The sequence below is a fragment of the Streptomyces sp. OR43 genome, assembly GCF_008042275.1.
In the GTDB taxonomy this organism is placed as follows: domain Bacteria; phylum Actinomycetota; class Actinomycetes; order Streptomycetales; family Streptomycetaceae; genus Streptomyces.
Genome location: NZ_RDBK01000022.1, coordinates 215,441 through 238,018, shown reverse-complemented (window position 1 = coordinate 238,018; position 22,578 = coordinate 215,441). Strand labels below are relative to the sequence as shown.

General features: G+C 71.0%; 22 protein-coding genes. 12 read left to right on the top strand and 10 right to left on the bottom strand.

Annotated features, from left to right (window positions below; genetic code table 11):
• Nucleotides 1–23 precede the first annotated feature (23 nt).
• Nucleotides 24–1,481, top strand: coding sequence for a membrane-associated oxidoreductase (locus tag EAO72_RS10885; RefSeq protein ID WP_148017047.1), 1,458 nt, complete (start codon nucleotides 24–26; stop codon nucleotides 1,479–1,481).
• 94 nt (nucleotides 1,482–1,575) lie between these two features.
• On the opposite strand, the gene EAO72_RS10880 is transcribed toward EAO72_RS10885, so the two are convergent.
• The 8 genes from EAO72_RS10880 to EAO72_RS10845 all read right to left on the bottom strand — a co-directional run bounded on the left by EAO72_RS10880 (nucleotide 1,576) and on the right by EAO72_RS10845 (nucleotide 8,814).
• Nucleotides 1,576–2,619, bottom strand: a complete 1,044-nt coding sequence (locus EAO72_RS10880; protein ID WP_148017046.1) for a S66 family peptidase — start codon at nucleotides 2,617–2,619, stop codon at nucleotides 1,576–1,578.
• Between the two features lie 43 nt (nucleotides 2,620–2,662).
• Nucleotides 2,663–3,052 carry a nuclear transport factor 2 family protein gene (locus EAO72_RS10875; protein ID WP_148017045.1) on the bottom strand — a complete coding sequence of 130 codons (390 nt, stop codon included), beginning with the start codon at nucleotides 3,050–3,052 and terminating at the stop codon, nucleotides 2,663–2,665.
• Nucleotides 3,053–3,513: 461 nt separating this feature from the next.
• Complete coding sequence (locus EAO72_RS10870; RefSeq protein WP_261991415.1) at nucleotides 3,514–4,656, bottom strand: cytochrome P450 family protein; 1,143 nt, start codon at nucleotides 4,654–4,656, stop codon at nucleotides 3,514–3,516.
• A complete protein-coding gene (locus tag EAO72_RS42950) occupies nucleotides 4,620–6,080 on the bottom strand; it encodes a cytochrome P450 family protein (protein WP_261991414.1) in 1,461 nt (486 codons plus the stop codon). Before EAO72_RS42950 ends, EAO72_RS10870 begins: the two co-directional genes overlap by 37 nt.
• On the bottom strand, nucleotides 6,077–6,670 hold the full coding sequence (locus EAO72_RS10860; RefSeq protein WP_148017043.1) for a GTP-binding protein: 594 nt from the start codon (nucleotides 6,668–6,670) through the stop codon (nucleotides 6,077–6,079). The genes EAO72_RS42950 and EAO72_RS10860 overlap by 4 nt, the downstream gene beginning before the upstream one ends.
• On the bottom strand, nucleotides 6,651–7,007 hold the full coding sequence (locus EAO72_RS10855) for a DUF742 domain-containing protein (protein WP_261991413.1): 357 nt from the start codon (nucleotides 7,005–7,007) through the stop codon (nucleotides 6,651–6,653). The genes EAO72_RS10860 and EAO72_RS10855 overlap by 20 nt, the downstream gene beginning before the upstream one ends.
• 23 nt (nucleotides 7,008–7,030) lie before the next feature.
• Nucleotides 7,031–7,435 carry a roadblock/LC7 domain-containing protein gene (locus EAO72_RS10850; RefSeq protein WP_148017041.1) on the bottom strand — a complete coding sequence of 135 codons (405 nt, stop codon included), beginning with the start codon at nucleotides 7,433–7,435 and terminating at the stop codon, nucleotides 7,031–7,033.
• Nucleotides 7,432–8,814 carry an ATP-binding protein gene (locus tag EAO72_RS10845; protein ID WP_148017040.1) on the bottom strand — a complete coding sequence of 461 codons (1,383 nt, stop codon included), beginning with the start codon at nucleotides 8,812–8,814 and terminating at the stop codon, nucleotides 7,432–7,434. The genes EAO72_RS10850 and EAO72_RS10845 overlap by 4 nt, the downstream gene beginning before the upstream one ends.
• Nucleotides 8,815–9,304: 490 nt before the next feature.
• On the opposite strand from EAO72_RS10845, the gene EAO72_RS10840 reads away from it, so the two are divergent.
• The 3 genes from EAO72_RS10840 to EAO72_RS10830 all read left to right on the top strand — a co-directional run bounded on the left by EAO72_RS10840 (nucleotide 9,305) and on the right by EAO72_RS10830 (nucleotide 13,004).
• Entirely contained in the window at nucleotides 9,305–10,195 is an 891-nt protein-coding gene (locus EAO72_RS10840; protein WP_148017039.1) for a DUF2510 domain-containing protein, read from the top strand.
• Between the two features lie 191 nt (nucleotides 10,196–10,386).
• A complete protein-coding gene (locus tag EAO72_RS10835; protein ID WP_148017038.1) occupies nucleotides 10,387–10,689 on the top strand; it encodes a hypothetical protein in 303 nt (100 codons plus the stop codon).
• Nucleotides 10,690–11,066: 377 nt separating this feature from the next.
• On the top strand, nucleotides 11,067–13,004 hold the full coding sequence (locus EAO72_RS10830) for an elongation factor G (RefSeq protein WP_148017037.1): 1,938 nt from the start codon (nucleotides 11,067–11,069) through the stop codon (nucleotides 13,002–13,004).
• A 70-nt stretch (nucleotides 13,005–13,074) separates the two neighbouring features.
• Here EAO72_RS10830 and EAO72_RS10825 read toward each other — a convergent pair whose 3' ends face one another.
• Nucleotides 13,075–14,520, bottom strand: a complete 1,446-nt coding sequence (locus EAO72_RS10825) for a glyceraldehyde-3-phosphate dehydrogenase (protein WP_148017036.1) — start codon at nucleotides 14,518–14,520, stop codon at nucleotides 13,075–13,077.
• A gap of 206 nt (nucleotides 14,521–14,726) precedes the next feature.
• On the opposite strand from EAO72_RS10825, the gene EAO72_RS10820 reads away from it, so the two are divergent.
• From EAO72_RS10820 to EAO72_RS10800, 6 genes are all read left to right on the top strand, one after another.
• Nucleotides 14,727–15,665, top strand: a complete 939-nt coding sequence (locus tag EAO72_RS10820; RefSeq protein ID WP_148017035.1) for an LLM class F420-dependent oxidoreductase — start codon at nucleotides 14,727–14,729, stop codon at nucleotides 15,663–15,665.
• Between the two features lie 551 nt (nucleotides 15,666–16,216).
• Nucleotides 16,217–16,393 (top strand): hypothetical protein, encoded by a 177-nt coding sequence (locus EAO72_RS41915; RefSeq protein ID WP_187285003.1) that lies wholly within the window; start codon nucleotides 16,217–16,219, stop codon nucleotides 16,391–16,393.
• A gap of 10 nt (nucleotides 16,394–16,403) precedes the next feature.
• Complete coding sequence (locus EAO72_RS10815; RefSeq protein WP_148017034.1) at nucleotides 16,404–17,096, top strand: hypothetical protein; 693 nt, start codon at nucleotides 16,404–16,406, stop codon at nucleotides 17,094–17,096.
• A complete protein-coding gene (locus EAO72_RS10810) occupies nucleotides 17,093–18,100 on the top strand; it encodes a DUF6895 family protein (RefSeq protein WP_261991412.1) in 1,008 nt (335 codons plus the stop codon). Before EAO72_RS10815 ends, EAO72_RS10810 begins: the two co-directional genes overlap by 4 nt.
• Nucleotides 18,101–18,131: 31 nt before the next feature.
• Nucleotides 18,132–19,055: a DUF6895 family protein gene (locus EAO72_RS10805; RefSeq protein ID WP_148017033.1), complete on the top strand. Its 924-nt coding sequence runs from the start codon at nucleotides 18,132–18,134 to the stop codon at nucleotides 19,053–19,055.
• A complete protein-coding gene (locus tag EAO72_RS10800) occupies nucleotides 19,052–20,110 on the top strand; it encodes a serine hydrolase domain-containing protein (protein ID WP_148017032.1) in 1,059 nt (352 codons plus the stop codon). The genes EAO72_RS10805 and EAO72_RS10800 overlap by 4 nt, the downstream gene beginning before the upstream one ends.
• A gap of 42 nt (nucleotides 20,111–20,152) precedes the next feature.
• Here EAO72_RS10800 and EAO72_RS10795 read toward each other — a convergent pair whose 3' ends face one another.
• Nucleotides 20,153–20,659, bottom strand: a complete 507-nt coding sequence (locus tag EAO72_RS10795) for a cupin domain-containing protein (RefSeq protein WP_148017031.1) — start codon at nucleotides 20,657–20,659, stop codon at nucleotides 20,153–20,155.
• 138 nt (nucleotides 20,660–20,797) lie between these two features.
• Between EAO72_RS10795 and EAO72_RS10790 the strand changes: the two genes are divergently transcribed.
• Together EAO72_RS10790 and EAO72_RS10785 are read left to right on the top strand one after the other, a co-directional pair.
• Entirely contained in the window at nucleotides 20,798–21,235 is a 438-nt protein-coding gene (locus EAO72_RS10790; RefSeq protein WP_148017030.1) for an RrF2 family transcriptional regulator, read from the top strand.
• Entirely contained in the window at nucleotides 21,232–22,152 is a 921-nt protein-coding gene (locus EAO72_RS10785; RefSeq protein ID WP_261991411.1) for a DsbA family oxidoreductase, read from the top strand. Before EAO72_RS10790 ends, EAO72_RS10785 begins: the two co-directional genes overlap by 4 nt.
• The last annotated feature ends 426 nt before the right edge of the window (nucleotides 22,153–22,578 follow it).

The window sequence follows — 22,578 nt, the reverse complement described above, 5'->3', positions numbered from 1 at the left end:
CCCTACGAGGTAATGTGCCGCGGATGGAGATCGTGGACTTGACCTCTTCGGAACACCAACTCTGTGAGGCGTTCCCTCGCGGTGAACCGATCGACCTCCGTCAGGCCCAGAACGAGAACCCTGAACAGCCCGGCGCCTGGGGCCCCGAGCGAACAGTCCGCGCCGACGTTCTCCGCGCCCTCCTCCTCAGCAGCCCCCCTGAATCCGGCAAAGTACCCGCACTACACCTCACCGGCGCCCGGATCACCGGCCTTCTCAGCCTCAAGCACGCAGAGATCGTCCACCCCATCCATCTCAGCGCCTGCCACTTCGAGCAAACCCCGGACTTCTACGGAGCACGCACCCGCCAGCTCGACCTCAGCGGTTCGTGCCTTCCCGCACTCACGGCCACAGCCATACACGTCGATGACACACTCCGGCTCACCGACTGCCGTATACCGGGGAGTATCCAACTGGGCAGCGCCCAGATCGCCGGAGGAGTTTTTCTCGACCGAGCCCACCTTGGCACCGACGGCGGTTGTGTCCTCCAACTCAGCAACGCCTCCATCGGCAACGACATCTGGGCACCCAAACTGGTGGCCCACGGCGAAATTCGCCTTGGGGCCACCCGAATCGAGGGAACCCTCGACCTTGAAGATGCCCACATCAGCAACTCGGGCGGAGACGCGCTAAACGCTGCCCACCTCACCGTCGGAACCGTGCTCAACGCGGGTGGCCTCATAACCGATGGCCGCGTCAGACTGACCGGGACCAAGGTCACCGGGCTGATCACCTTTATTGAGGCTCAGCTCCGCAACCCGGGTGGTGTCGCGCTGGGTGTCAGCAGCTGCGAGGCTGCAGTGTTCTCGCTCTGGGACGCCGCCCCAGTCGCAGGCGACGTCAAAATGCATTACGCCAACTTCAAGATCATCCATGCTAAACCCCAGGTCTGGCCCGCCAAGGTACGTCTGGACGGCCTGACGTACGAAGCGATCGTCCCGCGCCTGCCCGCGGCTCAACGACTTGCCCTATTGGAGCGAGACGAAGGGGGCTTCGTGCCTCAAGCCTACGAGCAACTCGCGGACTCTTACCGCCGCGTCGGAGACGACAAGGAGGCCCGCACGGTCCAACTCGCCAAACAACGCCGGCAGCGGACCACGCTGACCTGGTACGGCAAGATCTGGGGCCACCTCCAAGATGCCACCGTAGGCTACGGCTTCCGCCCCACCCGTGCCATGGCTTGGCTCCTCGCCCTGCTGCTGCTCGGCTCAGTCGCCTACGGGCTACATCACCCAAATCCGGCCGAGCGCGGAAAAGGACCGGACCTCAATCCCTTTGTCTATACTCTCGACCTTCTCCTGCCCATCATCGACTTCGGCCAAGAGAAGGCATTCAATCCCACAGGCCTTTACCAGTGGCTGTCCTATGTACTGATCGCAGCAGGCTGGATCCTCGCTACGACCATCGCCGCCGGAGTAACCCGTAACCTCAGCCGCCAATAATTCCTACCAACGCCGCAGCATCGCCGAACGATCTACCAGTTAGGTCCCTGTTTCTCAGGTCACCCTGCTCCGCACATGATCCGAGAAACAGTGCCTAGTAGGTCACCACGATCCGGCGGGCCACACCGTCCACCCGAATCCGTCCGCCGTACGGGATGACCAACTGCGGGTCCGTGTGGCCGCAGTCGACGTCGAGGACGGCCATCGTGTCGGGGGCGTACTCGTTCAGGGCCCGCAGCACGGCTTCGCGCTGCTGTTCGCGATACCGCTTCCCGGCGGCGGCGTCGAGGGGCTGTTCGAAGGACCAGTTCTTGGCCCGGGCCATCAGCAGCGCGGGGAACCGGCGCAGGAGTCCGCGCTCCCCCATGTTCCGCAGGATCCGGTACACCTCGTCGGCGCTGATCATCTCCTCGGAGGTTTCGAGGAACAGCACCCGGCCCTCGTACTCGGCCGCCGGGCGGATCTCCCGGTCGGCCATGAGCAGCCAGGAAAGGATCTCCAGGTTGCCTCCCCAGCTCGCGCCTTCGACGACCCTGTCGGCGTGGTGCCAGGTCCAGGCGTCGGCGGGCAGCAGGCCGGGCTCGTGGTCGAAGGTGTGCGGGTCCTCCCACCGGCCGTTGACGCTGCCGGTCTCCTTCGCCGGGGTCAGTTCGTGGTCGTCACGGGTGAAGAGCGCCGCCCGCAGCGACGCGGCCGTCAGAGGGTGCATGGCGCCCGGGCGGCCGAGCTCGACCATCACGGATCCGCCGTGGTAGCCGACGATTCCGAGGCGGTCGAGGAACACCAGCAGGTTGGTGTTGTCGCTGTAGCCGAAGAACGGCTTGGGGTGGGTACGCAGCAGTTCACGGTCCAGATGCGGCAGCACGGTGATCTGGTCGTCACCGCCGATGCTGGCGATGACCGCCTTGATCGTCGGGTCGGCGAAGGCCGCGTGGATGTCGGCGGCGCGTTCCTGCGGAGTGGAGCCCATCTTCCGGGTGGCCGGGTACTCCACGGGTTCCAGCCCGAACTCGTCGCGGAGCCTGCGCAGCCCCAGCTCGTACGGCAGCGGGAGGAGGCCGGGGAGACCGGAGGAGGGGGACAGCACGGCGACGCGGTCACCGGGCCGGGGCTTGGAGGGGTAGCGGGATTCCGTCACCCGTTGAGCCTAGTCAGCCACCCTCGGCATGTCCGCCGGATATTCAGCGCTGGGCTGCGGCGGGCCCGGCCGGGGTCCCCTGATGGAAGTACATCCGCCAGCCGGCGTCCGACCGGCGCCAGAGCGAACTGCGCCTGAATCGCCTGCCGTTCCTCTCGGAGGTGTACGTCAGATGGACCAGGCCCGGCGCCAGCAGCACACCGGACATCCCGGTGACGGCGCTCGGCCCGGGGTCGCTCTCGTCGACGGCGGACGTGACGGCCAGGACCGACGTCCTGTCGTAGCGCCGTCCCGAGGCCCCGAACTCGGTGAACTCGGGGTCGAGGAGGGCGGTGACCGCGTCGGGCGAGGCGCGCACGCCCGGCTCGAGCAGCCTCAGTTCGCCCTCGACGGCGGCCCGCACGGACCGTTCCTCCTCATCGCTTGCGTTCATGCGTGGACCCTAGGTCAAGACCGTCGGCCGTGCACGGACCCCGCCCCGGCACGGGGCGCGTGAGCGGCGGGACCTTTCAGCCACCGACGTGCGGTGTCAGTTGCCGAAGGTGCCGACGCACCGCCCTCAGCCCACAGCGCCCCGACCGCAGCGTCGGGTCCGGCGTCGAACGTGCTGAAGGAATGCACGAGTTGGCATGCGGCCGGGCCGTCGGCCGCGTTGCGGACTTCGGGGCGGGACAGGACCGTCGCGAACAGGGCCGTCGCGCTCGCTCCGTGCGGCGGGACTCCCGCTCATCGTTCACCTTCCCACGGGTTCCGGTCCGTCCGGCGAAGGGCCCTGCCCCCGCCGCACCCCCGCCGCCCCGCCCTCGAGAACCGTAGGAGAGAGGCACGGGAGAGGGCACGGCAGGCGCCGGTCACAGGCGCGCCCCCTGCCGGTCACGGTGCGCCGGGCATGGGTCAGACGGCGGCCGCGACCCCTGCGGGCCGCAGGATCACCGGCAGCCGCTGGTAGCCGTGGGCGATGAAGGAGGCCTGCGGAACGAGTTCGCTCTCGGGCACGGCGAGGGCCAGGTCCGGGAAGGCGCCGAACAGCGCCCGGAGCGCGATGTCGGCCTCCATCCGGCCCAGCGGCGCGCCCAGGCAGAAGTGGACGCCGTGACCGAAGGCCAGGTGGTCCGTGGACTCCCGGGTGGCGTCGAACTCGCAGGCGCTGTCCCCGTGGACGGCGGGGTCACGGCCCGCGGCGCCGAAGGCGAGGAGGATCGCGTCGCCCTTCCTGATCACGACGTCACCGAGGTCGATGTCCTCGACCGCGTAGCGCAGCGGCATGTGCATGATCGGCGCATCGCGGCGGAGGGTCTCCTCGATCACGGCGTCCCAGCCGATCTCGCCCGCCCGCACGAGTGCCAGCTGCTCCGGGTGCGTGACCAGGGCGATGGCGGCGTGGGAGATGAGGTTCACGGCGGTCTCGGACCCGGCGCCGATCATGAGGATCAGCGTGGACACGAGCTGCTCCTCGTCCAGCTTGGCCTCGCCGTCGCGGGCCGCGATGAGGTCACTGGTCATGTCCTCGCCGGGCTCGGCGCGCTTGGCCGCGATCAGGGCGGCCATGCAGCCGAACAGGTCCCCGTAGTCGGCCGCCGCCTGCTCGGGGCTCGCCCCGGTGTTCAGCGCCGCGTCGATGACCCGTCTCATCCAGGACCGCATGTCCGCGGGCACCCCGAACAGGTCGCAGATGACCTCGGTGGGGATGACGTAGGCGAACCGCGCCCGCAGGTCGACGCTCTCGCCGGGGGCCGTCTCCCTCAGCTCCGTGATCAGCCGGTCGACGAGCGTCTGGACCAGCGGCCGCAGCGCCTCGGTGCGGCGCGGGGTGAAGGCCGTGGAGATCAGGTTGCGCAGCCGGCGGTGGTCGGCACCGTAGGAGGTGAAGGCGCTCACCACCCGGACCCAGACGTTCAGCGACCAGTCCTGCGGCACGGATTCGAGCGCCGGCCAGTGCTGCCGGGGGTCGCGGGAGACGCGACGGTCCGCGGCGAGTTCCCGGATGACGTCGTGCCGGGTCACCGACCAGGCCGTGACCTCACCAGGAAGCGCCACCAGCGTCGCGGAGCCTTCGGCGCGGAGCCGGGCGGCCTCGGCGTGGAGATCGGCGCCGGATGAGTCGAGGACAGGGCATCGGCTGGTTTCCATGATTCTCCTACGGAGGCGTCGGACGGTTCGGTGGACGACGTACGAGCGGGGGCGAACGTCACCGGGAGGGCGGTGAGCGCGCGGTGGAACGGGCCCGGGCGCCAGACGAGTTCCGCGGCATCGACGGCGAGCGCCATGTCGGGGAGGCGGTCGAGCAGCATCTCGATGGCGACCTCGGCGATGACCCCGGCCGTGTCCCGGGCGGGGCAGGCGTGCGGACCCGCCCCGAAGGCCAGGTGCGAGGTGTTCGCCGCGCGCTGTCCGGAGTCCACGTCCAGCGTCGGGTCGGTGTTCGCCGCCGCATGGCTGATCAGGACCGGGACGCCTGCCGGGATGTGGGTCTCGGCGCCGGTGCGCTGGTCGCGGAGAGTGTGGTCGTGGACCGCGTAGACGAACGAGAAGTTCGACAACGGCGAGTGCAGCCACAGCACTTCGTTGAGCGCGTCGGCCACCGTGAGGCTGCCGCCGGTCAGGTCGCTCGCGAAGCGCTCGTCGGCGAGCAGCATCATCGTGCCGGTGGAGATCCAGGCGGTCTGCGGCACCGTCCCGGCGCCGATCAGCACGACGAGCTGGTGGATCATCTCCTCGTCGGTCAGCGCGGACGGATGGTTCAGCAGCCAGGTGGTCAGGTCCGCACCCGGCTGCTGCCGCTTCATGCCGATCAACTCCCCCAGACACATGGCGAGTTCACCACCACCGGCGTGGGCGACGGCCGGTTCGGCGTCCATCATCCGGCTGCAGGCCGAGGCCATCCGCGCGGTGAGTCCGTCCGGGCAGCCGAAGAGCTGGGCGAAGACGAGGGCCGGAATCGGGTCGGCGTACTGGGCGACCAGATCGGCCTCGCCCGCGCCGGCGAACCGGTCGATGAGCTGGGCGGCGCTGCGCTGCACATACGTACGCAGCTGGTGCGGGTTGACGCGGCCGAGCGCGTCGTCGACCGAGGCACGCAGCCTCAGGTGGCGCTCGCCGTCGGCGAACCAGAGGCTGGGCCGCCAGCCCATCATGGGCACGACCTGGTTGTCCGCCGGTACCTTGCCCTCGGTCAGCGCGGTCCAGCGCCGGGCGTCCTTGCTGAAGTACGGGCTCCGCAGCACTTCCAGGGCAGCGTCGTAACCGGTGACCAGGACGGCCTCCACCCCGGGGGCGAGCTCGACCCGGTGGGCGACGCCCTCGGCCCGCAGCCGGTCATAGGTGGCGTGCGGGTCCGCGGCGAACTCCGTCCCGTACAGGACGGGAAGACCCGAAGCCGTCGTCTCCCCGGTGGGCAGATGGGCGGGGCAGCCCGGCGGTGGGGCCGAGCCGGTACCGGGATCGGTGGGCAGCGAGGTCACGACATCTCCTGGTGGCGGGCGAACAGATACCTGACGAGCTCGATCAGCGCGTTCTTCGCGGACTCGCGGTCCCGGGCGTCGCACATGATCAGCGGCGTACCGGGGTCGAGGTCCAGGGCTTCGCGCAGCTCGGCCTCGGGGTACTGCGGGGTGTCGGGGAAGCGGTTGAGGGCGACGATGTACGGCAGCCCGTAGCTCTCGACCATGGCGAGCGCCTCGAAAGACTGGTCGAGGCTGCGGGAGTCACCGATGACGAGGGCGCCGTAGGCCCCGCGGGCCAGGTCCTGCCAGATCTGGGCGAACCGCTGCTGGCCCGGGGTTCCGAAGAGGTACAGGGCCAGGTCGTCGGCGAGCGTGACCCGGCCGAAGTCCATGGCGACCGTGGTGGTGGTCTTGCCGGGCACGCCGCTGATGTCGTCGACCGCCGCGCCGGCCTGGGTCATGACCTCCTCGGTCCGCAGCGGCTCGATCTCGCTGACGGCGCCGATCAGGGTGGTCTTGCCCACGCCGAACGGTCCGACCACCATGAGTTTGGCGGTCAGCTGCACCGTGTCGCGGACGTAGATACCGTCAAAGAGCCTGGAGGCCATGCAGCAACTTCTCCAAGATGTGGGCGGTGGCGGCCCGTTGCCCCGCGGCCGAGTTCGCGGCGGGCACGGCGGGCACGGGGAGCCGGGTGACGATGTGGCCGGTGTCGAGCAGGTCGCCGAGCAGGACGCGGGTGATGGTGAGTGGCTGGCCGAGATGGCCCGCGACCTCGATGACCGACAGATAGCCGCCGCGGCACAGTTCGACCACGGCCAGTTGCTCGGGCAGCAGTCCGGCCACGGACCGGTCCGGGACACTGGTCACCATCGTGATCACGTCCAGGACATGCGTGTTGCGGGTGGGCCGCGCCCGTCCGCCGGTGAGGACGAACGAGCGCACCAGGTCGCGCCTGCGCCGCGGGGTCACCTCGGACTGCCGACGTCCTGGCGGGGCGCGCTGCCCATCTCCCGGCCGAGCTGGTCGACCACCTCGTGCATGCGGTACGCGACCTGGCCGACGTCGGCGGCGCCCGAGGTGGCGACGGACAGATAGGTCGAATCGCCTGCGTGGATGGTGATCACGAAGCCACCGTCGAACTCGACCAGGCTCTGACGCCAGGAATCGGCGGGGGCCCGGCAGAACATCGCGGTGGCGCTGCTGGTGGCCTGTACCCCGGACAGGGCGGCCGCGATGCGGTCGGCCTGGTCGCGGTCGAGTCCGGGCGAGAAGGCCATCACCAGACCGTCCGCCGCGACCAGGATCGCGTCGTAGACCTCGGGCTGGTCGATCACCTGATTGAGCATCCAGGCGTCGCGGTTCTGGGTCATGCCTCGGGGGTCCCCTCGATGGTCGGTCGGTGGTGCGCGGCGGCCTGGCTGCCGCGCAGGAAGGCGTCGAGCGGGGCGGCGGCCTCGCGCGGGGTGCGGCGTGCCGCGACGGGCGCCGGGGAGCCGGCCGCCGCCGGGGCGTCGGGCAGGGCGGCGGTGGCCCTCTGCCGTACCCGCTTGGGCAGTCCGCCGACGGTGGTCGGCCTGGCGGGCTCGGCCTCGGCGGCCGCGACAGCGGGGGTGACCGGCGCGAGGGCAGCGGGCACGGGCGCGGCCGACGCGGTGGTGATCGCGGAGGGCTCGGCGTCGGCCGCCGGGACCGGGTGTCCGTCCACCGAGGCGATCACGGCGGGAACGGTGGTCACGGCGGGCGTCCTCGGGGCCTTGGTCGCGTCGGTGAGCAGCGCGCTGGGGATGTTGACGACGGCCCGCATGCCGCCGAAGGCCGAGGCGGAGTCCACCGAGACCTTGAAGCCGTAGCGCCGGGCGAGCGCGCCGCAGGCGGCGAGTCCGAACCTCGGCGGGCTGCCGAGACCGGCGACGCCGAGCGCCTCGTCGTGCAGCAGCCGGGACGCCTTCTCGCGTTCGGCGGCGTTCAGCCCGACGCCGGCGTCCTCGATCACCACGGCCACGCCGCCGTGCGTGAGCTGGACGTGCACCTGGACGGGTGTGCTCGGGCTGGACGAGCGCGTGGCGTTCTCCAGGAGTTCGGCGAGGCTCACCACGAGGGCTTCCACCGCACGGCCCGACACGGCCCGGGAGTCCTCGATGCGGACGATCTGTACGCGTTTGTAGTCGAGGATCCGGCCGACGGCGCCGCGTACGACGTCGTACAGCGGGGTGTCGTTGTGCTGGCGTCCCGGCCACGCCTTGCAGATGACGGCCATGCCGACGGCCCGGCGCAGGATCTGGGCGTTGGTGTGGTCGATGTCCATCAGATCCTGGAGGAACTCCGGCGCGTCATGGCGCCGGTTCATCTCGGTGATCTTCATCTGCTGGTTGTTCGCCAGCCCCTGGAGCTTGCGGGCCACGGCCAACAGAAGTCCCTGGGAGGCCTGTTCGGCGTCCTCGGCGACCTTCCGGAAGAGGTCGAGCACGCCGTCCTGGGCCTGCACGAAGGGTGTCCCGGTCAGTTCCGGGTGCAGGGGCCCGGGGATGTCGCCGGGCCTGCCCTGGGACAGGACGTCCTGGAGGGCCGGGAGCCGCCGCTCAAGCAGGTGCCGGGCCTCCTCGTCCTGTGCGCGCAGGGCCTGTTCGAGGGAGGCGACACGTTCGGCGCGACGGGCGGCGGCGATGCGGTAACGGAGCGCCAGGGCCGCGACGGCTACGAGTGCCGCGAACAGCAGCCAGGCGGCCACGTCCGGCAGATTTGGGGTCATCAGTTCCTCGAACGGGAGCAGAAGGACGGGGTAACAGAGCGTCCACGAGGACGTGTTCGGCCGCGCAGCGGCGGCAGCACCGACCACCCACCCGACGGAACGCCGAAGCGGCGTACGGGTGCGGGAGTTCACTTGTGCGAAGAGCGGCGCCTCGCGGCCGGGAGACGAGTCCCGTCGGGTTGTTCACCGAGTCCCCGGCAGGGACGGTCGGAACACCTCGGGGCGGGACATCGCGACATCTTCCTGGGCAGCACGCGGGGCGGGCGGATCGGCACTTCGGGTCACCGGACACGCTGAGCAATGTGTGCACACGCGTGGTGACTACGTACAAGCATGCTCATGACCAGGCATTGATAGCAATATGAACGAGCAAAATGCTGAAGATATCGATCACATGAAGCGACCCAAGCCCGCCCATGCCCCACATGTCGGACGGCATGGCTCCATCCGGTTCATAGGATTCTCACGCAGTCCGACTACGGTGGCTGCCGTGACGCAGACGAGCCCGCCCGGCTGGCATCCAGACCCCGGGTACACAGGATTTGGCCCCATCCAGGAACGCTGGTGGGACGGCACTCAGTGGACCGATCAGCTCCGGGTCCCGCCGGCCGCCCTTCGCAGCAGGCGCATACGCATCGGCGCCGGCATCACCGCAGCCGTGGTGGTCCTCGCGGCCATCGGCGGGGGCGTATACCTGCTGAACGACGATTCCGGCACGACCGGCAACTCCGCGACGGCCCCGTCCGCCTCGTCGTCCCCGGCTCCCAGCCGTCAGCCCGGCGCACCGGGCGGCAGCGGCGGCAACGACGGCGGCCGGCAGTCCCCGGAGCAGCAGCCTCAGACCGAGGACGGCTACGCGACGGACATGGCCAGCGGCATCAGCATCCCGGTCCCCGACGGCTGGACGGGCGAGTCGGGCATGGGGGCAGGCGTGACCACCGGCACGTACACCTGCCCCGGCGACACGGGGGAGAAGTGCGTGCGCGGCGGGGTGTTCTCCGTACCGGCTGCCGCGCTGAAGCTGACCACCAAGACCGCGAAGGCCACGGCCGAGAAGGACATCGCGGCCAACGCCGAGGAATCGTACGGCGAGAAGATCTACGGCGGCATCACCTCGCACGAGCAGCTGAAGTCCGAGGCCGTCACGGTGGCCGGTCAGCAGGGCTACCGGGTGCGCTGGAAGGTGGTCACCAAGACCGGCGACGACGGCTACGTCGAATCTCTCGCGTTCCCCTCCCCCCAGTCCCCGGACCTGCTGATCGTCGTACGCTCCGGCTTCGACATCAATCCCAAGGCGCCCGGTCTCTCCGTGCTGGACACCATCACCAAGGGCATCAAGGCGGCCTCGGGCACGGGTGCGGGCCCGGGCACCAACGCGTAGGACGCAAGTTCCGGCCGGGCACCAACGCGTAGGACGCAAGTGCGGCCCGGGGAAACGAGTTGCGGCCCGGCCACCCACACACAGGCCCCGCCTCGCCGGCCGCCCCCGCACGGCCCGGGTGAGTACCCGGGCCGTGCGCGCTGAGTACATCACCCGATCCCGCAGCGCCCGGCCGTTGCTGGAATGAGGTCATGGCTCCCGACGCAGCGCGCCCCCGCATCCAGCAGATGACCAGCACCGGCACCACGCTGGCCGTCACCTTCGCCCCTCTGGTGATCGGCGTCCTGCTGGCCCGCACCATGGCGCTGGACCCGATGAGCCCCGTGAACGCGCTGATCACCCGCGCCGGTCACGGACCGGGCGTCTCCCCCGCCGAGTGGCGCGGCTGCGGCCGGAGCGCGCTGCGCCGGTGCAGGACGTTGACTCCGCGGGCCCGGCGCGGTGTGCAACGCACCGCGGGCGCGGTCCGAGGGCTCCGTCAGCCCAGCCGGTAGCCGGAGGCTGCGCCGTCGCGAAAACCGGTTCCCCCGCCCGCGCCCCGTTCCCTAGACTCACCACACAATCGCGCCCCGGCACTCCGCCGCGGCGCTCGCCGTGACCCATTGAGGGGAGACCTGCCGTGCGCTACCGCACCGCTGTCGTCGTTCCCCTGTCGCGGTACGAGGTGATCCTGGTGTCTACCTCCGCCCGGCGCCGGCTGCGCGGCCGGCCCCGGACACCCTGACGAACGCCTGAGCCCCGTCCGCTTGCTGACGGGTCGTCCCCTATTCACGCGCCGTGGACGGGGAAGGGTTTCGCGGCACCCCTGTGCGGGCCGCTTCGTCCGGGCATCGCGCCGTCTTCTTCCGGATCACCCGAAAGGCCACGGACCGTGCGTACCGAACTGCACCGTCAACACACCAGCGCCATCGCCAACGTTCGCAATCTGGGCATCCTCGCCCACGTCGACGCCGGCAAGACCACCGTCACCGAGCGGATCCTCTACGCGACCGGAACCACGCACAAGCGCGGCGAGGTTCACGACGGCACGACCATCACCGACTTCGACTCCCAGGAACGCGACCGCGGCATCACCATCTTCGCAGCCGCCGTGAGCTGCACCTGGGCGGGCCACCGGATCAACCTGATCGACACCCCGGGGCACGTCGACTTCGCCGACGAGGTCGAGCGTTCGCTGCGGGTGCTGGACGGTGCGATCGCCGTGTTCGACGCGGTCGCGGGAGTCGAGCCGCAGAGCGAGTCCGTGTGGCGCCAGGCCGACCGGCACGCCGTGCCGCGTATCGCGTTCGTCAACAAGCTCGACCGGGCCGGCGCCGACCTCGACACGGCGGTCGCGTCGATCCGGGAGCGGCTGCACGTGGTTCCGCTCGTGGTCCAGCTGCCGATCGGACACGAGGACGGGTTCACCGGAGTGGTGGATCTGCTCCGTATGCGGGCGCTCGTCTGGGCGGACGGCAGTGGCACGTACGAGGAAGGCGAGGTGCCCGATGAGCTCCGGGACGAGGCACGGCGTCGGCGACGGCTCCTCGAGGAGACGGTGGCCGAGCTCCACGCGGGTGCGCTGGAGGAGTACTGCGCGCGGTCGGAGCTCTCGGAGCGGACGCTGTCCGCGGCACTGCGCGAGCTGACCCGTACCGGCGAGGGTGTCGTGGTGCTGTGCGGTTCGGCCTACCGCAACCGCGGTGTCGAGCCGCTGCTGGAGGCCGTCGTGGCGTATCTGCGGGTGTACTCGGGAACGATCAGGAAGGGGGAGACGGTGCTGGACGTCGGTGCGCGGCGCAGCGAACGCATCGGCCGGATCCTCCGGGTCCGGGCGGACCGCCATGTCGACGTCGACACGGCGGTGGCCGGGGACATCGTCGCGGTCATCGGTCCCAAAGCCGCCCGGGCCGGTGCCACCCTGTGCGCACCGGACGCCCCGTTGGTCCTGGAACCGCCGACGGTGGCCGATCCGGTCGTGTCGGTGGCCGTGGAAGCGAGTCGGAGTACCGACACGGAACGGCTGATGGCGGCGCTCGTACGGCTGGTCGAGGAGGACCCGTCGCTCGCGGTACGGACGGACTCGGAGACGGGTCAGACAGTGCTCTCGGGCATGGGCGAACTGCACTTGGAGGTGGCGGCGGAGAAGATCCGGCGTGACCACGGGCTGGAGCTCCGGGTCGGCCGGCCGCAGGTCGCCTATCGGGAGACGGTCACCCGAGGCGTGTCCGGTCTGGTGTACCGGCACGTCAAACAGGACGGCGGGGCAGGGCAGTTCGCGCATGTCGTCATCGACGTCGAGCCGTGGGAGGACGAGACGGGCGGCAACGCGGGCGCCGTGGAGTTCGAGTTCCGTTCGGCGGTCGTCGGCGGGCGGGTTCCGCAGGAGTACGTGCGGGCGGTCGAGGCCGGCTGCCGGGACGCGCTGCTGGAGGGGCCCGTCGGCGGGCATCCGGTGACCGGGGTGCGGGTGACGCTGACCGATGGCGCCACCCATCGAGAGGACTCCTCGGAGATGGCGTTCCGTACCGCCGGACGTTTCGCGCTGCATGAGGCGCTGCGCTCCAGTGCGATGGTGCTGCTGGAGCCGGTGGTCGAGCTCACGGCGACCGTGCCCGACGAGGCCGTCGGCGGGGTGCTCGGCGATCTGGCCGCGCGGCGCGGCCGGGTGTCCGGCTCCACCGCACGGGCCGGTGCGGCCGTGATCACGGCGACCGTGCCGCTGGCCGAGCTGTTCGGCTACGCGACGCGGCTGCGCAGCCGGACGCAGGGCCGGGGCACGTTCACCACCCGGGCCACCGGCTACGCGCCGGCCCCGGTGTCCGGCTGACGCGCACGGGGCCGGTCCCTCCCGTCGAAGCGGGTGGGACCGGCCCTCGTGGCGTCGGGCAGGACCGGGATCAGTGAACCGGTACGGGGTACGTCGGGTACTCCACCCCGGAGACGTGCTGCACGACCCGGACGACCTGGCAGGAGTAGCCGAACTCGTTGTCGTACCAGAGGTAGAGGATCGCGTTGTCGCCGTCGACCTGGGTCGGGCCCGCGTCGACGATGGAGGCGTGACGTGAGCCGATGAAGTCGCTCGACACCGCGTCCGGGGCGGTCGTGAAGTCGATCTGGCGCTTGAGCGGCGAGGTCAGCGACACGTCGCGGAGGTGGTCGAGGACCTCCTCCCGCGTGGTCTCACGGCCGAGCTTCAGGCTGAGGATGGCGATGGAGACGTCCGGCACCGGCACCCGGATGGAGCTGCCCGTGATCGTGGCTTCGAGGTCGGGAAGCGCCTTGGCGACGGCGGAGGCGGCACCGGTCTCGGTGATCACCATGTTGAGCGGCGCGGAGCGGCCGCGGCGGTCGGAGTTGTGGTAATTGTCCAGCAGGTTCTGGTCGTTGGTGAACGAGTGGATGGTCTCCACGTGTCCGCGCAGGACGCCGTACTCGTCCGCCATCGCCTTGAGCGGCGGGACGATCGCATTGGTGGTGCAGGAGGCGCACGAGATGATCTGCTCGTCCGGCTTGATCATGTCGTGGTTGACGCCGTGCACGACGTTGAGGACGTCACCCTTGCCGGGCGCGGTCAGGACAACCTTGTCGATGCCCGGGCGCAGGTGGTTCGAGAGGCCCGCGCGGTCACGCCACTTGCCGGTGTTGTCGATCAGGATGGCGTCGTTGATGCCGTACGCCGTGTAGTCCACCGACGTCGGATCGTCGGAGTAGATCACCTGGATCTCGTTGCCATTGGCGATGATCTTGTTGTTCGCCTCGTCCACGGTGATCGTGCCCTGGAACTGGCCGTGGATGGAGTCACGGCGCAGCAGTGAGGCGCGCTTCACGATGTCCTGGCCCGCACCCTTGCGGACGACGATGGCGCGCAGCCGCAGACCGTTGCCGGATCCGGCCTTCTCGATAAGCAGCCGGGCCAGCAGACGGCCGATGCGGCCGAAGCCGTACAGCACGACGTCGCGGGACTCGCGGCGCTCGATCTTGTTGGCTCCCGTGGCACCCGCGACGGCGCCGGCGGTGAACTCCGCCTCGGAAAGGCCGCGGTCATCGGCCTTGTACGTCGCGGCGAGCATGCCGATGTCGATCTGGGAGGGGCCGAGATCGAGGGTGGTGAGGGCCTGGAGGAACGGCAGGGTCTCGGTGACCGAGAGCTCCTCGCCGTCGATCTGCCGGGCGAATCGGTGGGTCTTGAGGATGCTCACCACCGACTTGTTCACCAGGGAGCGGCTGTGCAGAAGGACGGTGACGTCCCTCTCGCGGTGCAGCTTCCCGATGATCGGGATCATCGACTCCGCGATCTCCTCGCGGTGCATCCAGTTGGTGAACGAGTCGTCATTGACAGTCACAGGTTTATCTTTCGAGCTAGGCGGCGCTCATATGGTAACCCGTCGGTCTTTTGATCTTTCAAACGGTGCCGCCCAGCGCCGTGGAGCTTCGCGGAGCCACCCGGCAGGAGGCGCGCCGCCAGGCGTTCGAACGCGTTCACGCAGCGGACACGAAGTCGTCGCACAGGAATGGAATGTGCGGCCGACTGCCCCTGGTTCTCCCTCACATGACTGTGGGAGTAGCACTCAGCGCGACCGGATCCGACAACCAGATCGATGCCACCGTGCGTCTCGCCCGGGAGGCCGCCGCCGCCGGGCTCCGGTCCGCCTGGTTCGGGCAGACCTTCGGTGCCGATTCGCCGCAGCTCGCGGCGATCGTGGGGCGCGAGGTACCGGACCTCCAGGTGGGCACGTCGGCGATCCCGGTCTTCGGCCGCCACCCGCTGCTCGTCTCCAGCCAGGCCCAGACCGCACAGGCCGCCACCCACGGCCGCTACCACCTCGGCCTCGCACTCGGTACGAAACCACTGACCGAGTCGGGCTTCGGCATTCCCTACGAGCGCCCCATCGCCCGTCTGCGCGAGTTCCTCACCGCGCTGCGGCAGCTCACCGAGACCGGAAGCGCCGACTTCCACGGCGAGCTGCTCACCGCGAGGACCCCGCTCCCGGCGCGTGTGCCCGGGGCGGAGGGCGGCGTCCCCCTGCTCGTGGCCGCGATGGGCCCGCAGGCGCTCCGGGTCAGCGGCGAGCTCGCGGACGGCATCCTCCCGTACCTCGCGGGGCCCCGGGCCCTGGCCGACCACATCGTCCCCGCGGTCACCGCCGCCGCCGAGGCCGCGGGCCGCCCCGCGCCCCGGATCGTGGCCCTGGTCCACGGCGTGGTCACCGACTCCCCCGACGCAGCGCGCGCGACGGCCACCGAGCAGTTGGCGTTCTACGAACAGTTCCCCTCGTACGCACGGGTCGTCGAGCTCTCGGGCGCCCAACGGGCCGGCGACGTGGCCGTGATCGGAGACGAGAAGGCGGTGGCCGCCGAGGTGCGGCGCTACCGGGACGCCGGGGCCACCGAAGTGGTGTTCTCGGGGACGGATCTGGCCGGGGAGGCGGACCGGCGCCGGACCTGGGATCTGCTCGGGGAGCTGGCGGGAGGCGGCGAAGCGCGCTGAACCGGCGCCCACCCGGCTGCCCGGCGGGCGGTGTCCGAATCGTCCGTCACGCACGGTACGTCCGGGCCCTCGACCGTCCCGGGCACTGTTCCGCCGCCGGAGCCTCCGCCATGATCGCGGCTGCGGCCCGGTGCAGTCAGCCACCGGCTGACTGCACCTCACACGACGCGCCACCGGCGAGCCTGGTTCTCCGGGCCCGCCCGTGGCCGTTCCGCCTTCCGGCGCGGCGCCGAGGCCCCGCACGCTCGCCCGGGTAAGCGTCGAAGGTTCCGCTCCATAACTCCGAGAGCCCGGCGGCCAATCGCCCGGGTGCACGTCCTGACACGCTGAATGCGCCCCGCGCACCACCCCCCGTCCGGTGGAAGCAATACGCATCACCGCAGGCCAGAGCCCCTATGCGGCCTTCCTGAATTCACGATTCAATTAAATGCGGAAATTCCCCGGCCTCACGGAAATCCCCCGGTCTTCCCATCCGATTTGCGGGTTCGCATTCCGTGCATTCCACTCGGAACGTACGTCAACCCCATTTCCCACAGGACGGGGCAACACCCATGTACACGACAGAATCCACTGCCACCGACATCGAGCTCGACCTCGACGAGGCGCTCAACCCGGGCGAGGCCGAAGGCTTCTACCGCGACTCCCGCGAGTGCGCGTACCTCGCCCTCCTCGGAGGCGGCTCCGCGCTGCTGCTCTCGCCGCCGACCCCCCGCCCGAAGAAGGGCTAGTCGGTAGCACATGGACCAGTCACATGCTCCGTCCCCCCTCGCGGGTGCCGTGCATGACCTGGCAACAGAGGTGGTCCTCGCTCTTCGGAGCGGGGACCACCTCGCCACGGTTTGCGGCGCGGCAGGAATCGACGAGGACAACCGGACGGGAATCGCCGCGGTACGCGTCATCGGAGCCGATCTGCTGCTGCCCAGTGTGCTGCACGGGCACCATCCGCATCCCGGGGACCTCGCCGTACTCCACCGTGCCGTGCGGGAGTTCCCGCCCCGGCCCGACGCCTCCGACGCCGCCGTCTGGAGCCATTGGGGCATGATGTCCGCCCTGCACCGGACCGCGTCGCCCACCGCACCCGGCGCCGACGAACCGAATGCGGCCTGGCTCGAAGGGGCCCCCTGGCAGGCCTTCACCCATCAGCTCTCCGTACTGGCCCCGCTCGCCGTGCCCGCCGCCTCGTCGGCCGTGCACCGGGCCGCCGCCCACCGGGTCGTGGACCTGTCCCGCGGGTTCGTCCGAGCGGTACGGAGGCGCAACTGGCTCCAGGCGGCGGGCACCGGGCGCTGGCTGGCCGCGCTGGACGGCCGGCCCGACAGCCTGGGCCTGGACCGTGGCCTCGACTTCGTCGAGCTCATGGGCGGCACGGACCCCCGGGTCGCACTGCACGTACGGGCCGCCCGCCTGATGGCCGAGGGGCGGGCGCGGTGACGGCATCGGCGGCCACCGCCCCCGGCGGTAAGCCGGGCGCGGCACTGACCGTCCTGCCCGGCGTACTGCGCCGGGCGCTCGGCTGGGCCGACGCCCACCGGGCCGGTTTCGTTCTCCCCGCCGACGTACTCGAGCCGCACACCGAGGTCAACCGCACGCTCAAACCCCTCGGCGAACTGGCCCAGCTCTGCACCACGATCAGCCGCAGCACCGCCCCGCACACCCCGGAACACCACGCGGCCAACGAGCTCATCACGTTCGCGTGGGACCAGGTGCACGCGGGCGATCTGCTGCTGGAGCTGCTGCGCGGCGAGCCCTTCGCCGCGTATCCGTACGAGATCTACGCGGCCTTCGCCGGATACGGACTGCGCAACGAGGGCTTCGAACGGCTGGCCGGGACACTCTCCGCGACCAGGGGCTGGGCGCACACCGAGCAGCACGCCAACCGGGAGCTGGGGCTCATCAATTCGGAGCGACGCGTCGGCGCCGCCGCGCACACCGACGCGGGTGCGGTCCTCGCGCGCACCTGGCTCGGTGGCCTGTCCGAACCGTGGATGTTCGAAGGGCCGTCCGGCTACGCGCTGACCCACACCGTCTTCCACATCACGGACTGGTGCTGTGTGCCCGAGCGGATGCCCGCCGACATCGACGCCTATCTGCGGGCCTGGCTGCCGCCCTGGATCGACGGCTGCCTGGATAGCCGGCAATGGGACCTGACGGGTGAACTGCTCGCGGTCGCCGCGGCCCTGCCGGGCCCGCCGCCCACGGACCTGTTCGACGCGGCCTGGCCCGCGCTCGCCACCGCGCAGGCCCCGGGCGGTGCCGTACCGGAGACGGGTCCCACGGCCTCCCCGGCGCCGGGCGACGCGGGCGCGGACCCGTACCCGTTCCTCGCCTGTTACCACTCCACCCTCGTGACCGCGTTCGCCGCCGCGCTGTCCCTCAAGCGGCTCGCCACGCACGGGGCAAATGCCGTCGCGGCGGACACCGGGGCCGCCGTATGAGCCGCACCAGCCGTACGAAGGGAGGTGCCGCGTGAGCGGCATCCAGCAGATCCATGACGTGGGCGCGCGGGCCCTGGGATGGCTGTACGAGCACCGGGCCGGGTTCCGGCTGGACGACGACCCGCCTCCCGAGGTGGGGGTCCTGGACCGGTTCAAGCCGCTCGGCGAACTGGCGCTCATCAGCAAGGTCATCTTCCGGGAAGGGGTCGCCGGCTCCCAGCAGGCCGCGCTGGCGCGCAAGCTCCTGGACCATGCCTGGCACGAACTGCTGGGCTCGGGGAGCCGGCTGCGCGACGGCCAGCGGCGCGAACCGCTGTGTCCGGTGCCGATGGAGGTCTACGTACCGTTTCGCGAGCTCGGGTTCCGGGAGCCGTCCCTGGAGGCGGCCGTCCGCCTGAACCACCGGCTGAAGAGCTGGGGCGCGCTGGAGGTCGTCCCGGTGCGCCGGCTCGGACTCAGCGCCATGGAACGCCGGTTCGGCCTGGAGCCGAGCGTGCCGGCCGACGAGGCGTACCGGCGCACCTGGCTGTCGCGGCGGCCCGAGCCCTGGACCGTCGAGGGCAATATCGGTTACGACATCACCCACACCGTCTTCCATCTGACCGACTGGGGCGCCGATCCGGCCGGGCTGCCCGCCGATGTGGCGGACTACCTCGCCCTCTGGCTTCCGGTGTGGCTCGACGACTGGCTCGATCTCGGACGTTGGGACCTGCTGGGCGAACTGCTCGTCGTCGACGCCTGTCTCCCGGAGCCGACCCTCGACCCGGCGGCCTGGGAGGGATTCGCCGCGGCCCAGCAGCCGGACGGAGCGATGCCGGTGATGGGCGGCATGCCGGAAGGTGACGAGGAGTCCGTCTTCGACCTCGTCTACCACCCGACGCTGGTGGCGGCGTTCGCTTCGGCGCTGGCCCTGTCCCGCGCCCTCTCGGACCTCGCCGCCCCGGCCCCCGCGTGACGGCCCCGCACGAGGTCCGCCCCGCCGGCACCGGCCCTGCCTCCCGGGGCGACGACGAGCGGGAGCGGCTGCTGGCCGAGGCCGCCCGGACCATCGACGCGCCCGACCTGGTGATCGCGCTCAGCCACCGGGGCCGGCGCACCTACCGGCTCGGCGCAGGCATGCGGCCGGACGAGGCACCACGCTACGAGCTCGGTTCCGCGTCGAAGCCGTTCACGGGACTGCTCCTGGCCGCACTCGTCGCGGCGGGCCGGCTGCGGTACGAGGATCCGGCCGCCGGACTGCTGGCCCCCGGCCACCCCGTGCATCCCTCCGTACGCGCCATCACCCTGCGCCATCTGATCACCCACACCTCCGGGCTCCCCGCGCTGCCGGCCGACTTCTACCCGCAGGCGCTGCCCCGGTGGTCGACCGCGCCGTACAGCCGCTACCCGGCCGACCGCGTCGTCCGGGCCTTCCTCCGCGCCCGCCCGCGCCACCGGCCGGGCACCCGCTGGCACTACTCGAACTTCGCGGTCTCCGTACTCGGTCACACCCTGGCCGCCGCCACCGGCACGCCCTGGGCGTCGCTGCTCCGCACGGAGGTGCTGGACCCGCTCGGTCTGCACGACACGCGGCTGCGCCCGAGCCCGTCGGACGGCGACGCCGTGGGGCACCGGCGCGACGGACGGCCGCTGCCGCCGCTGGACACCGGCGGCTTCGACGCCGCCGGAGCCGTCCGGGCGACGCCCTCGGACCTGCTCACGTTCCTGGAAGCGCATCTCCCGGGAACGGCGCCGTCCGCGTCCCCGCCGGCCGCCGCGTTCTCGGACGTACGGCGTCCGCTGCTGCGGCGCGGGCGGGGGCACGCCCATACGCACACGCTCACCTGGTTCCGCCATCCGTCGGCGCGCGGTCCGGTCTGCTTCCACGCGGGAGCCACGCTCGGCCAGCAGATGTTCCTCGGCTTCCGCCCGGACACCGGTACGGCGCTGGCGGCGATGTGTACGCGGCGGGTGCACAGGACGGACCCGTTCATCCCGACCGTTCACGAGCTGCTGACGGAGAAGCTCTGACGCCCGGATCACGGACCCGCCGGCGAACGACCCGTCCTGCGCTCAGGCGTCCTCGGCCGGGAGTGCGTACAGCCGGGGGAGGTTGACGACGATCGCCTCCTGGGTGCTGCGGGCGATCACCACGACGGCCTCCTCGGCCGGGTCGGGGTTCTCCTCCCGGTGCGGCACGAAGGGGGGCACGAAGATGTAGTCGCCGGGCGAGGTGCGGAGCCGTACCTCCTCCGGCTCGTCGCCCGAACCATCCAGGAAGACGAACTCGGGGTGTCCGCTCACCACATGGATGGCGGTCTCGGACTCGCCGTGGTGGTGGTCGGAGGAGGAGGTCGCCGGGGCCACGTGGGTCTGCCCCATCCACAGCTTCTCGGAGCCGACGGTCGTCCCGCTGACGGCGGCGAACCTGCGCATTCCTCCGGTCTGAGCGGTGTCACCGTCCAGGGCATCCGCACGGATGTGGTGCACGCGGGTGCGCAGGGGCGCGCCCGGGCCGCCCGGGGCGTCGTGGAGGTGCGGGTGAAAACCTTCACCGGGGGTCGTCAGGGGCTCGCTCATGGCAGGGACGCTAGAGGCGCACGGAAAAGGATGTCAAGAGGTGTCCATTGCCCTTCACCTGCGGCAACGTTCCTGCAATGTAAGGAAGGAACGGCTGGAAACCCTCGTCACGGACGAGCCTTCAGGCATGATGCGAGCATGCATATCTCCGCGAAGGCGGACTACGCCACGCGGGCCCTCCTGGAGCTCGCCCGTGAGCCTGACCGTCCACTCACCTGTGAGGCCATCGCGTCGTCGCAGGAAATCCCGTTCCGGTTCCTGAAATCCGTCGTCGGCGAGTTGCGCAGAGCCGGACTGGTGCGCAGTCAACGCGGCTGCGAAGGCGGCTACTGGCTCGGCCGACCGGCAGGGGAGATCGCCCTGCTGGACGTCGTGCGCGCCATCGACGGCGACGTCATCACCCTGCGAGGCGAATCGCTGGACGGACTCGACTACCCCGGCCCCGCGGCGGCCCTGCCCGAGGTGTGGCGTCGGATCGAGGCGGAGGCGACCGCGGTTCTGGGCGGCCTCACGCTGACGGCCCTTCTGCCGGAGGCGGCGCGGGCACGGGCGTCTTCAGGGGCCGAAGTCTCGTGACGGCCGCACCGCATCCGCCGCCCGCAGTGGAGATCGTCGAGTACACGGACCCGATGTGCCCCTGGGCCTGGGGGTCGGAGCCCTCGTTCCGCAGGCTGCGGGAAGCCCTGTCCGGCCGTGTCCGCTGGCGGCGGGTCTACGCGATCCTCTTCGACCACGACGACGACCCGGCGCCCGATCCGGCGGCCGAAACGGCCTGGTACGCGCGGTACGTGGAAGAGATCAGCGGTCACACCGGGGCTCCTCGCGCCGCCCGGCTGAGTCGTGTCGCGGCCAGCTCCTGGCCGTCCTCGCTCGTCGCCAAGGCCGCGGAGCTGCAAGGTGACGACGTGGCCGGGCGGGTACTGCGCAGGTTGCGGGAGACCGTCTTCGTGCTCGGCGAACCGGCCGACACCACCGCACTCGCGCTGTCCGCGGCACGGGGGGTTCCGGGGCTGGATCCGGACCGGCTGAGGTCGGACGCCACCTCCGGCAACGTACTCGACCGGGTACGCGCCGACCGGGCGGAGGCCCGCCGCCCGGTGCCCGACGTGCTGTCCGTACGGGGCGACTCGCCCCACCCCGGCGCGGCGAAGGAGACGCTCGACGGAGGGTTTCGGTACGCGCTTCCCACACTCCTGGTCCACTGCCCCGACGGTCACCGCGCCGTGCCCGGCTGGCGGCCGTTCGCGGCGTACGAGGCAGCGGTCGACGCGCTCGCGCCGGGGCTGCTGAGGCCTCAGCGGCCCCGGTCACCGGATGAGGCGCTGAGAGTCCACCGCAGCCTGACCGGACCGGAGGCGGAGCAGTTGGCGCAGGGCGGCCGACCGCCGTCGCACGCGGTCCGGGTGAACACCGGAAACGGCCCGCTCTGGCTCCACCCCGAGGAGGCCGCGACACATCCGGCCACGACCACCTGGGCGGGGACAGGGCTCTGACCTGCAGTCAGAGCCCTGTCCCACCGAATGAGACACCAATTGGTGTCCATTGACAGACGCCCCGGACGGCCCCAGGATGGGCCCATGCTCACGACGCACCCCGGTGTGGAGTGCCGATACGTGGATCTTCGGCGCACCTCCAGCGCACTCTGTCGCTGATCGCCCACCGCCCCGATCCCCTGGCGCCGCCCGTCGGCCGGCAGAACTGACTGCCCGCTGCCGCGCCGTGCCGGATCCCCCGCACTCCCCCTTCGCACTCCCTCGCGCACCGTTGCGCACCGGATGTCGCGACCCGGCCACGTCGAGCGCGGCCACTGACCTTCGGGTGCGCTGGAGGTGCGCCGAAGATCCACGTATCGGCACTCCACACCGGGGTGCGTCGTGAGCATGGGCCCATCCTGGGGCCGTCCGGGGCGTCTGTCAATG

What these genes read in the sequence shown, in the direction of transcription:
- EAO72_RS10885 (WP_148017047.1), top strand. Translation starts at nt 24, where the DNA reads ATGGAGATCGTGGACTTGACCTCTTCGGAACACCAACTCTGTGAGGCG.
- EAO72_RS10790 (WP_148017030.1), top strand. Translation starts at nt 20,798, where the DNA reads ATGCATATCTCCGCGAAGGCGGACTACGCCACGCGGGCCCTCCTGGAG.
- EAO72_RS10835 (WP_148017038.1), top strand. Translation starts at nt 10,387, where the DNA reads ATGGCTCCCGACGCAGCGCGCCCCCGCATCCAGCAGATGACCAGCACC.
- EAO72_RS10815 (WP_148017034.1), top strand. Translation starts at nt 16,404, where the DNA reads ATGGACCAGTCACATGCTCCGTCCCCCCTCGCGGGTGCCGTGCATGAC.
- EAO72_RS10850 (WP_148017041.1), bottom strand. Translation starts at nt 7,435, where the DNA reads ATGACCCAGAACCGCGACGCCTGGATGCTCAATCAGGTGATCGACCAG.
- EAO72_RS10845 (WP_148017040.1), bottom strand. Translation starts at nt 8,814, where the DNA reads ATGACCCCAAATCTGCCGGACGTGGCCGCCTGGCTGCTGTTCGCGGCA.
- EAO72_RS41915 (WP_187285003.1), top strand. Translation starts at nt 16,217, where the DNA reads ATGTACACGACAGAATCCACTGCCACCGACATCGAGCTCGACCTCGAC.
- EAO72_RS10860 (WP_148017043.1), bottom strand. Translation starts at nt 6,670, where the DNA reads ATGGCCTCCAGGCTCTTTGACGGTATCTACGTCCGCGACACGGTGCAG.
- EAO72_RS10875 (WP_148017045.1), bottom strand. Translation starts at nt 3,052, where the DNA reads ATGAACGCAAGCGATGAGGAGGAACGGTCCGTGCGGGCCGCCGTCGAG.
- EAO72_RS10795 (WP_148017031.1), bottom strand. Translation starts at nt 20,659, where the DNA reads ATGAGCGAGCCCCTGACGACCCCCGGTGAAGGTTTTCACCCGCACCTC.
- EAO72_RS10820 (WP_148017035.1), top strand. Translation starts at nt 14,727, where the DNA reads ATGACTGTGGGAGTAGCACTCAGCGCGACCGGATCCGACAACCAGATC.